General features: G+C 66.9%; 11 protein-coding genes. 7 read left to right on the forward strand and 4 right to left on the reverse strand.

All coding sequences use genetic code 11. The annotated features are described in order from the left end of the window. Positions 1-1,165: proline dehydrogenase family protein (locus QZ847_RS05075; RefSeq protein ID WP_294353785.1), on the reverse strand; the 1,165-nt coding region annotated here is incomplete at its 3' end. A 173-nt stretch (positions 1,166-1,338) separates the two neighbouring features. On the opposite strand from QZ847_RS05075, the gene QZ847_RS05080 reads away from it, so the two are divergent. The 3 genes from QZ847_RS05080 to QZ847_RS05090 all read left to right on the forward strand — a co-directional run bounded on the left by QZ847_RS05080 (position 1,339) and on the right by QZ847_RS05090 (position 3,849). Further along, positions 1,339-1,773 carry a MaoC family dehydratase gene (locus QZ847_RS05080; RefSeq protein WP_294353807.1) on the forward strand — a complete coding sequence of 145 codons (435 nt, stop codon included), beginning with the start codon at positions 1,339-1,341 and terminating at the stop codon, positions 1,771-1,773. A gap of 41 nt (positions 1,774-1,814) precedes the next feature. Further along, positions 1,815-2,993: an acetyl-CoA C-acyltransferase gene (locus QZ847_RS05085; RefSeq protein WP_294192737.1), complete on the forward strand. Its 1,179-nt coding sequence runs from the start codon at positions 1,815-1,817 to the stop codon at positions 2,991-2,993. A gap of 352 nt (positions 2,994-3,345) precedes the next feature. Next, on the forward strand, positions 3,346-3,849 hold the full coding sequence (locus QZ847_RS05090) for a pyridoxamine 5'-phosphate oxidase family protein (protein ID WP_294353788.1): 504 nt from the start codon (positions 3,346-3,348) through the stop codon (positions 3,847-3,849). 59 nt (positions 3,850-3,908) lie between these two features. On the opposite strand, the gene phaZ is transcribed toward QZ847_RS05090, so the two are convergent. Beyond that, positions 3,909-5,141, reverse strand: coding sequence for a polyhydroxyalkanoate depolymerase (phaZ, locus tag QZ847_RS05095; RefSeq protein WP_294353790.1), 1,233 nt, complete (start codon positions 5,139-5,141; stop codon positions 3,909-3,911). Between the two features lie 167 nt (positions 5,142-5,308). On the opposite strand from phaZ, the gene QZ847_RS05100 reads away from it, so the two are divergent. The 4 genes from QZ847_RS05100 to QZ847_RS05115 all read left to right on the forward strand — a co-directional run bounded on the left by QZ847_RS05100 (position 5,309) and on the right by QZ847_RS05115 (position 8,989). Beyond that, positions 5,309-7,114 carry an ABC transporter transmembrane domain-containing protein gene (locus tag QZ847_RS05100; RefSeq protein ID WP_294353794.1) on the forward strand — a complete coding sequence of 602 codons (1,806 nt, stop codon included), beginning with the start codon at positions 5,309-5,311 and terminating at the stop codon, positions 7,112-7,114. A 170-nt stretch (positions 7,115-7,284) separates the two neighbouring features. Beyond that, complete coding sequence (locus QZ847_RS05105) at positions 7,285-7,419, forward strand: hypothetical protein (RefSeq protein WP_294353796.1); 135 nt, start codon at positions 7,285-7,287, stop codon at positions 7,417-7,419. An 83-nt stretch (positions 7,420-7,502) separates the two neighbouring features. Then, a complete protein-coding gene (locus QZ847_RS05110; RefSeq protein ID WP_294353799.1) occupies positions 7,503-7,736 on the forward strand; it encodes a hypothetical protein in 234 nt (77 codons plus the stop codon). Positions 7,737-7,822: 86 nt separating this feature from the next. Next, positions 7,823-8,989: a saccharopine dehydrogenase NADP-binding domain-containing protein gene (locus QZ847_RS05115; RefSeq protein WP_294353802.1), complete on the forward strand. Its 1,167-nt coding sequence runs from the start codon at positions 7,823-7,825 to the stop codon at positions 8,987-8,989. 21 nt (positions 8,990-9,010) lie between these two features. Here the strand turns inward: QZ847_RS05115 and QZ847_RS05120 are convergent, their stop codons facing one another. Both QZ847_RS05120 and QZ847_RS05125 read right to left on the reverse strand, forming a co-directional pair. After that, a complete protein-coding gene (locus QZ847_RS05120) occupies positions 9,011-9,298 on the reverse strand; it encodes a hypothetical protein (protein ID WP_294191144.1) in 288 nt (95 codons plus the stop codon). A gap of 24 nt (positions 9,299-9,322) precedes the next feature. Further along, on the reverse strand, positions 9,323-10,512 hold a 1,190-nt coding region (locus QZ847_RS05125; protein ID WP_294353804.1), incomplete at its 5' end, for an RNB domain-containing ribonuclease.

Here is a 10,512-nt window from a genome sequence, read left to right on the forward strand (position 1 = left end):
TGCCGGCCCATTCGACGATCGTCGCGACCGTCAGCGCATTGTGGCTGGCGAAGGCCGGGCGAATGTTGGGCGCGTCGAGCATATCGCGCGCGACCGCCAGATAGCTGACGTCGGTCGACGCCTTGCGCGTGAAGAGCGGGTAGTCTTCCAGCCCCTCGACCTGCGTCCGCTTGATCTCGCTGTCCCAGTACGCACCCTTGACCAGCCGCACGTTCATCACGCGGCCGAGCTCGTTCGCCCAGGCGACGACGGGGCGTGCGCGCTTGCCGTACGCCTGCACCGCCATGCCGAACCCTTCCCAGCCGTTCAGTGCCGGGAGCGCGGCGACATTGCCGATGATGTCGAGGCTCATGTCGAGCCGCTCGCTCTCCTCCGCGTCGACGGTCAGCGCGATCCCCTTGCCCGCCGCTTGCACCGCCAGCGCTTCGAGCATCTCGGTCAGCGCAGGGACGCACTCGTCCCACTTCGCCACCTCGTAGCGCGGGTGAAGCGCCGACAGCTTGACCGAGATCGAGTGCCCGGCGGACGGATCGCGCCCGACCGCGTCGATCGCGTCGACATATGCCTTGAAGTAGCGCTCGCCGTCCGCGGTCGTGCGCGCGGCCTCGCCCAGCATGTCGAAACTGGCGGTGAAGCCGCGATTGTCGGGCTTCTTCATGCGGCGCATCGCCTCGTCAATGGTGCGTCCCATGACGAAGATCTCGCCCATCATCTTCATCGCGGCACCCACCGCCTGGCGCACGAACGGCTCGCCAGCGCGACTCAGCAGGCGCTTCAATGGCCCCGCCTCGCTCTCGCCGACCAGCGCACGGCCGACTACCAGCCCCCAGGTCGCGGTGTTGACGAGGCGGCTGTTCGATTGACCCGCGTGGCTGCGCCAGTTCGCCTCGCCCAGCTTGTCGGAGATCAGCAGGTCGGCGGTCTCGGGATCGGGCACGCGCAGGAACGCCTCGGCCAGGCTCAGCAGCGCGACGCCCTCGGACGAGTTGAGGCGATATTCCTGCAGGAACTGGTTCACCCAGCCGCGCGATTGCGCCGCGCGCAGGTCGGCGAGCAACCCTGACGCGGTGTCCATCACCCGCTCGCGCGAATCAGGCGTCAGCGCCGCGCGTTGGAGCAGCGGTTTTAGAACATCCGGTTCGCTCGCGCGGTGCAGGTGACGCATGGTTTCGCGGGTTGCTGACGCTACGGCAGAGGACATGTTCATGTTTCCGGTTCGTGGACCACTTGCGGGATGGGCTACCCCGCGCTTATGCAGTGCCGCAGTGCAGCGCGGCGCTCGGCCGCCGCTTTAGCGCGTCGTACCGTGAAGGGGAATTCGTCGTGACCGCAGACGAGATGAAGGCGAACATCGGGCAGGAAAGCGTTTCCGACTGGGTCGAGGTGACGCAGGACATGATCAACAAGTTCGCCGATGCCACGGGTGACCACCAGTTCATCCACGTGAACCCGGAAATGGCGAAAATGACGCCGTTCGGCACCACGATCGCGCACGGTTTCCTCACCCTGTCGCTGCTGCCGCAACTCGCCGCCAAGACGCCGGATGCGCCGAAGCTCGACGGGGTGAAGATGGGCGTCAATTACGGCGGCAACAAGGTTCGCTTCCTCGCCCCCGTACCCTCGGGCTCGCGCGTGCGTGGCCGCTCCAAGATCATCCAGTTCGATGAAAAGCGCCCCGGTCAGTATCAGTACACCACCGAGACGACGATCGAGATCGAGGGTTCGGACAAACCCGCGATGATCGCTGAATGGATCACGCAGGTGTTCAACTGACCGCCGACACCCCAACCCTGTTTCATCTGAAAGGCTCGCCCATGCGTTCCGCCGTTATCGTCTCCACCGCCCGCACCCCGATCGGCCGCGCCTACCGCGGCGCGTTCAACAACCTGCCCTCGCCGACGCTCGCGAGCCACGCGATCAAGGCGGCGGTCGAGCGCGCGAAGATCGACGGCGCAGAGGTCGACGACGTGATCCTCGGCTCCGCGCTGCAGCAGGGTCATCAGGCCGGCAACATCGCGCGCACTTCCTTGCTGCGCGCAGGCCTCCCGACGACCGTGTCGGGCATGTCACTCGACCGTCAGTGCGCGAGCGGGCTGATGGCGATCGCGACCGCGGCGAAGCAGATTATCGTCGACGGTATGGACGTGACGATCGGTGGCGGCGTCGAATCGATCAGCCTCGTGCAGACGCCGCAGATGCGCGTCGCGCCCGATCCCGAGCTACTGGCGATGCACGGCGACATCTACATGCCGATGCTGCAGACCGCCGAGGTGGTCGCCAAGCGTTACGGCATCAGCCGCGACGCCCAGGACGAGTACGGCTACCAGTCGCAGATGCGCACTGCCGCCGCGCAGGCCGCGGGCAAGTTCGACGACGAGATCGTGTCGGTCTCGGCGACGATGGCGGTAACGAATAAGGAGACCAAGGAAGTCTCGCACAAGGACGTGACGCTCTCGAAGGACGAGGGCAACCGCGCCGACACGACGATCGAAGGTTTGAAGTCCTTGAAACCCGTGCTCGGTCCCGACCTGAACATCACTGCGGGCAATGCGTCGCAGCTGTCGGACGGCGCCTCGGCCAGCGTGCTGATGGAGGAAAGCCTCGCCGCCAAGAAGGGGCTAACCCCGCTCGGCCGCTACGTCGGCATGGCAGTGGCGGGCACCGAGCCCGACGAGATGGGCATCGGCCCTGTGTTCGCGATCCCGAAGCTGCTTGAGCGCAACGGCCTCAAGATGGACGACATCGGGCTGTGGGAGCTGAACGAGGCGTTCGCCGTGCAGGTACTCTATTGCCGTGACAAGCTCGGCATCCCGGACGAACTGCTCAACGTCAACGGCGGTGCGATCTCGATCGGCCACCCCTATGGCATGTCGGGCGCACGCATGACCGGCCACGCGCTGATCGAGGGCAAGCGTCGCGGCGCGAAGTACGTCGTCGTCACGATGTGCGTCGGCGGTGGCATGGGCGCGGCCGGATTGTTCGAAGTGCTGTAATTGAAGCGTAAGCCAAATCGGCTTATGTAGATCGCGGCGATGACATAGCGCCTTTTCGGGAACCCCGATCGTGCCAGCGGTCGGGGTTCTTGTCGTTTGGGGCTCGACTGCCAGGTCGAGCCCCGCCCGTGCCTAGTTCTTGCGGGCGACCTCTACGATCTTCAGGACAAGCATCCCGAAGCCGAAGAGCGCCGCAAGCACCTGCGACAAGTCGGTGAGTGACATAGTTCACCTTTTCGGTTCGACGGCGACAATGCCGCCACCGGTCATCCAAGCAGGTCCGATACGCCCGCGCAACCAACCCCGCCGCGCCTCGTTCTCCCGCCGAACACCCCCGTGAGGAGAGACGACGATGGCCGACGCCAACACCGATCCCAAGCAGCTCAAGACCGACATGTGGAAGAAGATGGCCGAGAGCCCCTACCTGATGGTCGGCCCGGCTGACGGCAGCACGCACAGCGAGCCGCTGGCGGTGCAGCTCGACAAGGATCAGGTCGACACGTTGTTCTTCTTCATCGGCAAGGACAACCGCGTCGCGGGCAAGGACAAGGTGATGGTGCAGTTCGTGTCGAAAGGACACGACTTCTTCGCCTGCATGCACGGCCGCGGCCGCATCAACAACGACCGCGCGCTGATCGACAAGCTGTGGAATAACCAGGTCGAGGCATGGTTTCCGGGCGACAAGGAAGACCCGAACCTCGCGCTGCTGCAGGTCGATATCGACAGCGCCGAGCTGTGGGAAACCGATATGTCGATCTCGGGCAAGGTAAAGCAGCTGTTCGGCGGCACGATCAAGGCCGGCGAGGAGGGCAGCCACGCCAAGGTGCAAACGACGGCGGAAAATTCGAACGCCTGACCCTCGCGTCGGCGTACTGCAAGAGCCGGTCGCGTCATCCGCGGCCGGCTCTTCGCATGTCAGGCGTTGGCGGTAATGAACTCCTCGACCACCGGCGCGATACGGTTGCGCCACTTCGAGCCGTTGAAGATGCCGTAATGCCCGACGCCCTCGGCTATTAGGTAACGCTTCTTCTCCTCGGGCAGATTGGTTGCGAGCGTCAGCGCCGCCTCGGTCTGCCCCAGCCCTGAAATGTCATCGCGCTCGCCTTCGATCGCGAGCAGCGCCACGTCGGTGATCGCGCCCGTGTCGACCTTGCGCCCACGATGCGTCATCATGCCTCTAGGCAGCTTGTGCTCCTGGAACACGACGTCGATCGTCTGAAGGTAGAATTCCGCCGTCATGTCCGCGACCGAGCGGTATTCCTCGTAGAAGTCCTTGGTCGCCTGCGCGCTCGCGCCGTCGCCCTGAACGAGATGCTTGAACATTTCCCAATGGCTCAGCAGGTGGTTGCCCAGATTCATCGACATGAAGCCGGTGAGCTGCAGGAAGCCCGGATAGACCCGCCGCCCCGCACCCGGATGGCACGCCGGCACCGTCGCGATCACGTTCTGCTCGAACCACGCGAACGGCCTCTCGGTCGCGAGAGTATTGACCGCCGTCGGCGCCTCGCGCGTGTCGATCGGCCCGCCCATCATCGTCAGAGACTTGGGCCGCGCCGGGTTCTGGTCCGCGCTCATCACCGCGACGGCGGCAAGGCTCGGCACCGAGGGCTGACAGACCGCGAGCATGTGCGTCCCTCCCTGCCCTTCGTTGCTGCCCATCTCCTCCAGAAACGCAATCAGGTAATCGACGTAATCGTCGAGGTCGAAGCGCCCCTCGCTTACGGGCACGTTCTTCGCGTCGTGCCAATCGGTGATGTGGACGTCGGCGAACGGCAACATCCGCTCGACCGTGCCGCGCAGCAGTGTCGCGAAATGCCCCGACATCGGTGCCACGATCAGCAGCTTCGGGCCACCCTCCACACCCTCGCGGCGAAAGCGCTTCAGGTTGCCGAACGGCCGCGCGAGCACGACCTCTTCGATCACCTCAACCTCGCGCCCGTCGATCACCGTCTGTTCGAGCCCGAACGCCGGCTTGCCACGCGAAGCGCTCGCGTGCGCGAACACTTCCAGCGCGCTCGCCATCACCGGTCCGCCGCCCAGATAGGCAAACGGGTTTGCCGGATCGTTGAGCCAGCCGGCGGTCGCGGTCGCCAATGCACTGGCGGACGAGAGCCAGCTGCGCTGCAGTTCATAGGCGTCGTAGAACATCGGGTATGCCTCTCCGCCCCCGAATGGGGACTAGTGATACTAACCGAAACGCTGCACTGCACAATGATGTTGCATCATCCGATCGACGCTTCGTGGATAGCGGTGGCGCAAGGGTCACACCCCGCCACGGCGTTGAGCCACCTACTCCGCGCTGCTAGGGCACGCGCATGGCAAGCGCTTCCCCGGCCCCCGCTCCTGCTGCGACGTCGTCAGAGGTCGCGCCGTCGCGCCGCATCGGCAATCTCGCGATGGTCTGGCGCGCCGCACGGGCGTATCCGTTGCAGATCGCCGGCGCCTGCGTGGCGCTCGCCGTCACCTCGGCGGCGACGATCGCAATCCCCTACAGCTTCAAGCGCGTGATCGATCGCGGCTTCGCAGCCGGCGGTGACAGCCAAGCGGTGTCGGGCGCGTTCCACTACATGCTGATGATCGTCGTCGTGCTGGCGATCGGCACCGCGTTCCGCTTCTACTTCGTGTCGTGGCTGGGCGAGCGCGTCGTCGCCGACATTCGTACGCAGGTGCAGCGCCACCTCCTCACGCTCACCCCGCGCTTCTACGAGGAAAACCGCCCGTCGGAGATCGCCAGCCGCCTGACCGCGGATACTGGTCAGATCGAGACGGTGGTCGGCAGCACGGTGTCGATCGCGCTGAGGAACGCCTTCACCAGCGTCGGCGGTCTCGTCTACCTGTTCACCATCTCGCCCAAGCTGACCGGGCTCTTGGTGGTCGCGATCCCGTTGATCATCGCGCCGATCGCGTTGCTGGGCAAACGCGTGCGTACCTACTCGCGCACTTCGCAGGACCGCATTGCCGACGTCGGCTCGATCGTCACCGAGACTTTGGGCGCGATGAAGATCGTCCAGGCGTTTGGGCAGGAACGCCGCGAGGCTGCGCGCTTCCGCGACGCGGTAGAGGCGACGATGGCGGCCGCGCGCAAGCGCATCCTCCTGCGCGCGATCATGACCGCGATCGTCATCGGCCTCGTCTTCGGCGCGATCACGCTCGTCATGTGGGAAGGCGCGATCGATGTTGCCGCCGGTCGCCTGTCGGGCGGTGCGATTGCCGCGTTCGTGCTGACCGGCGGCATCGTCGCGGGCGCGTTCGGCGCGCTGACCGAAGTGTACGGCGATCTGCTGCGCGGCGCCGGGGCCGCCGGACGACTGGCGGAGCTGCTCGACGAACGCCCGGAGATCGCGCCGCCCGCGCACCCGGTCGCCCTGCCGCAGCCACCGCAGGGCCGCGTCGACTTCGCGCAGGTCGAGTTCCGCTACCCGACCCGACCCGATCTGCCCGCGCTGTACGACTTCTCGCTGTCGGTCGCACCCGGCGAAACGGTCGCGATCGTCGGCCCGTCAGGTGCGGGCAAGTCGACATTGTTCCAGCTGATCCAGCGCTTCTACGATCCCGCCGCCGGTACGGTCAGCGTTGACGGTATAGCCTTGCGCGACGCCGACCCCGCCGATGTGCGCGCGCGGATCGCGATGGTGCCGCAGGAGACCGTCATCTTCGGCACCAGCGCGCGCGACAATCTGCGCTACGGCCGCTGGGACGCCGACGACGCCGCGATCTGGCACGCGGCGGAAGCTGCCAATGCCGCCGATTTCCTGCGCGCGCTGCCGGACGGGCTCGACACGTTCCTGGGCGAAGGCGGCGCGCGACTGTCGGGCGGCCAGCGCCAGCGGGTCGCGATCGCACGCGCGCTGTTGCGCGACGCGCCGATCCTACTGCTCGACGAGGCGACCAGCGCGCTCGATGCGGAGAGCGAACGGCTGGTGCAGGACGCACTCGAGTGGTTGATGGCCGACCGCACCACGATCGTCATCGCGCACCGCCTCGCCACCGTCCGCGCCGCCGACCGCATCATCGTGATGGACGAGGGCCGCATCGTCGAGCAGGGCACGCACGCCTCGCTGTTCGCGCGCGGCGGACTCTACGCGCGGCTCGCCAGCCTGCAATTCAACGAGGCTGCCTGAGCGCTTTCCACTGCGCCTATCAATAGGCGCCCACATGCCCTATATCCAAGTCATCGCGCGCAACCGACCCGTAGGCGCGCGCGGCTGAGAGACCATCGCGCTCCCGCTTACGACGAGGAGCATGTGCCTTGGACCTAAACTACCTTCTTCACCGCCATCAGGTTTCGCTGATGCGCGCGCATGATGGCGCGACCAGCGAGGCGCGCTGCGCACATCGTGGTCTCGCGTTCGTCTACCGCCAGCGGATCGCGGCGCTGCGCGAGACGATGGGTGCCGCCGCCATGACGCTGGACCGCGTCAGTTGAGCGATCCCGTCGACACCCCGGCTGATGCTCAGCCAGCCGCCCGGAAGCCCGCAGGCCGCCACTTCCGTCCGGCGCGCGTCGCGATGGACCGTGCCGCGGCCGAGCGGCAGGGTCGGATTGCACAGGCCGCGTTCCTGACGCTCGGCAACCGCGACGACGCGATTACCTTTCTCAACACGCACGACGACGCGCTCGGTCAACGTCCGATCGATGCCGCGGTGGCGAGCGCCGATGGCCTTGCCGCGGCCGAACGGCTGCTCGCCGAGCGCGCGAATGGCGGCAAGCCTGCAAACCTCACGCTCCCGCCTGTCACCTGAGCTGTTCCGCGTGCGTATCGCCCTGGGGTTGTAACCAGCGCGCCTATTCGCTCTACTCCGACCCGTGAAACGGCAGGGAGGCTGACATGTCACAGGGTCAACGCGAGTTCGACGTGATCGTCTACGGCGCGACCGGGTACACCGGGCGGCTCGTTGCCGAATATCTGGCGCAGGCCTACCCGAGCGGCGTGCGCTGGGCGATGGCAGGTCGCTCGATGGCGAAGCTGGAGGCGGTCCGCGCCGAGATGGGCGTTCCTGCCGACGTGCCGCTCGTTACCGCCGACGCGGATGCACCCGCGAGTTTGCGCGCGATGTGCGCGCGCGCGACCGTCGTCATCACCACGGTCGGCCCCTACCAACTCTACGGCAGCGATCTGGTCGCCGCCTGCGTCAAGACCGGCACCGCCTATGTCGACCTGTGCGGGGAGCCGGGATGGATGCGCGAGATGATCGACGCGCACCACGCCGCCGCCCGCGCGAGCGGCGCGCGGATCGTCTTCTCCTGCGGGTTCGACTCGATCCCGTTCGACCTTGGGGTGCTGACGCTGCAGGAGGCGGCGCAGGCGCGCTTCGGCAAGCCCGTACCGCGCATCAAGGCACGCGTGCGCGAGATGAAGGGCGGCTTCTCCGGCGGCACCGCGGCCAGCCTCAAGGCGACGATGGCGGCCGCGGCGAAGAAGCCCTCGCTGATTCCCCTACTCGCCGATCCGTTCGCGCTGACGCCGGGGCACAAGGGGCCGAACCAGCCGTCGGGGCTGATTCCCGAATATGATCCGACGCTCCATTCCTGGGTCGCGCCGTTCGTCATGGCGCCGATCAACACCAAGAACGTCCACCGCACCAACTTCCTGCTCAACCAGCCATGGGGCGATATCGTCTACGACGAGATGGTGGTGACCGGTCTGGGCGACATGGGCCGTGCCGCGGCCGAGGCGCTGGGCAAGCTCAACCCGTTCGGCGGCGACAAGGGCCCGAAGCCCGGCGAGGGACCGACGAAGGAGGAGCGTGAGGCGGGACACTTCGACGTGCTGTTCGCCGGGCTGTACGACGACGGACAGCGGATCGACGCGGTCGTGACCGGCAACCGCGATCCCGGCTACGGCTGCACCAGCCGCATGCTGGCCGAAAGTGCGTTGTGCCTCGTCGAGGACGTGCGCGGCAATGGCGGCATCTGGACGCCCGGCGCGTTGATGGGCACGCGTCTGCGCGACCGGCTGGTCGCACGCGCGGGAATGACCTTCACCGCGCAGTAATGGTGGTGCCGATCGGCGGCCTTATCCGCCGATCGCCATCGCACCCGCCGCGGCGAAGCCCGCGAGCGCGATCCCGCCCAGCACGCGCGCGAGCGACTCCTTGCGGAAGTCGGACAACCGCGACTGGTCGAGCCAGAAGCGGCCCTGCTTCACCTCGATCAGCAGGCCGAAATCGGTCATCCGCTTGAACAGCCGCGTCTCCATCCGGCCCTTGGGCGCATAGGGCAGCGCGGCGTCGGGCTTGGTCGCACCCGCCTCGACAAAATAGTCGACGATGCGCCCGCGCGTGCGCGCGATCAGTGCGGACATTCGGTCACCAATCATCGCTCGGTCCTATCGCTTCTTGCCGTCATGGCGGATGTTCGCCGGTCGTCCGCGGCGTTTCAGCACGCGCCCTGCCTTGTTCGGTGTGCGTTCTTTACCCGCCGCGCCGCGGTGGCGCGAGGCCGAAGGTGGCGCGAACCGTCCCTCGGGAAGTTCGAAGCGCAGCGCACCCGACACCGGGTTCGCCTCCGCAAGTCGGAGATCGAGCCGCTGGCCGAGTGAGTAGACCTCGCCACTCTGCTCGCCCGTCAGCGTGCGCGCGCCCTCGTCGAAACGGAAATACTCGCCGCCGAGATCGCGCACCGGCATCAACCCATCGCCGCCGATCCCGTCGACGGTCGCGAAGAAGCCGAAGTTCGTGACGCCGGTGATCCGCACCTCGACCACCTCACCCTCGCGCTCGGCCAGGAACGCGGCGACGTAGCGGTCGATCGTGTCGCGCTCCGCCTCCATCGCGCGGCGTTCCAGCTTGCTGATCTGCTCGCCCAGATGCTCGAAATTCTCGTCGCCGTTGAGCCCACCCGGCCCGAGCGCGTAGGCCGACACGAGCGCGCGGTGGACCAGCAGGTCGGCGTAGCGGCGGATCGGCGAGGTGAAGTGGCCGTAGCTTCCCAATGAGAGCCCGAAATGCCCGTGGTTGAGCGGTGCGTAATAGGCCTGCGTCTGGGTGCGCAGCACCTGCTCCATCACCTGCGGGCGGTAGTCGGCGTCGGCGATGCGTTCGAGGATGCGGTTGAACGTCGCGGGCTTGATCACCTGCCCCATCGCGAACGGCACGCCGAACGTATCGAGATAGTCCTTCAGCGCCACCAGCTTCTCGCGCGCGGGCGGTTCGTGGACGCGGTACATGACCGGCGCCTTTTTCGCCTCCAGCGACTTCGCCGCCGCGACGTTCGCCGCGATCATGTAATCCTCGATCAGCCGGTGCGCGTCCAACCGCTCGCGCGCGGCGACCGACATGATGCGGCCCTTCTCGTCGAGCACCACGCGCCGCTCGGGCAAATCGAGGTCGAGCGGCTCGCGCTTGTCACGCGCTGCCGCCAGTGCGCACCAGCAGTCCCACAGCGGGCGGAGTGCATCGATCTGCGCGCCCTCGCCCGCGTCGATCATCGCCTGCGCATCCTCGTAAGCGATGTTGGCGGCGAGACGCACGGTCGCGCGCGTGAAGCGCCACGATTTGAGCGCACCCGCCTTCGTCA

This window comes from uncultured Sphingomonas sp. (assembly GCF_913778135.1).
Classification (GTDB): Bacteria; Pseudomonadota; Alphaproteobacteria; order Sphingomonadales; family Sphingomonadaceae; genus Sphingomonas.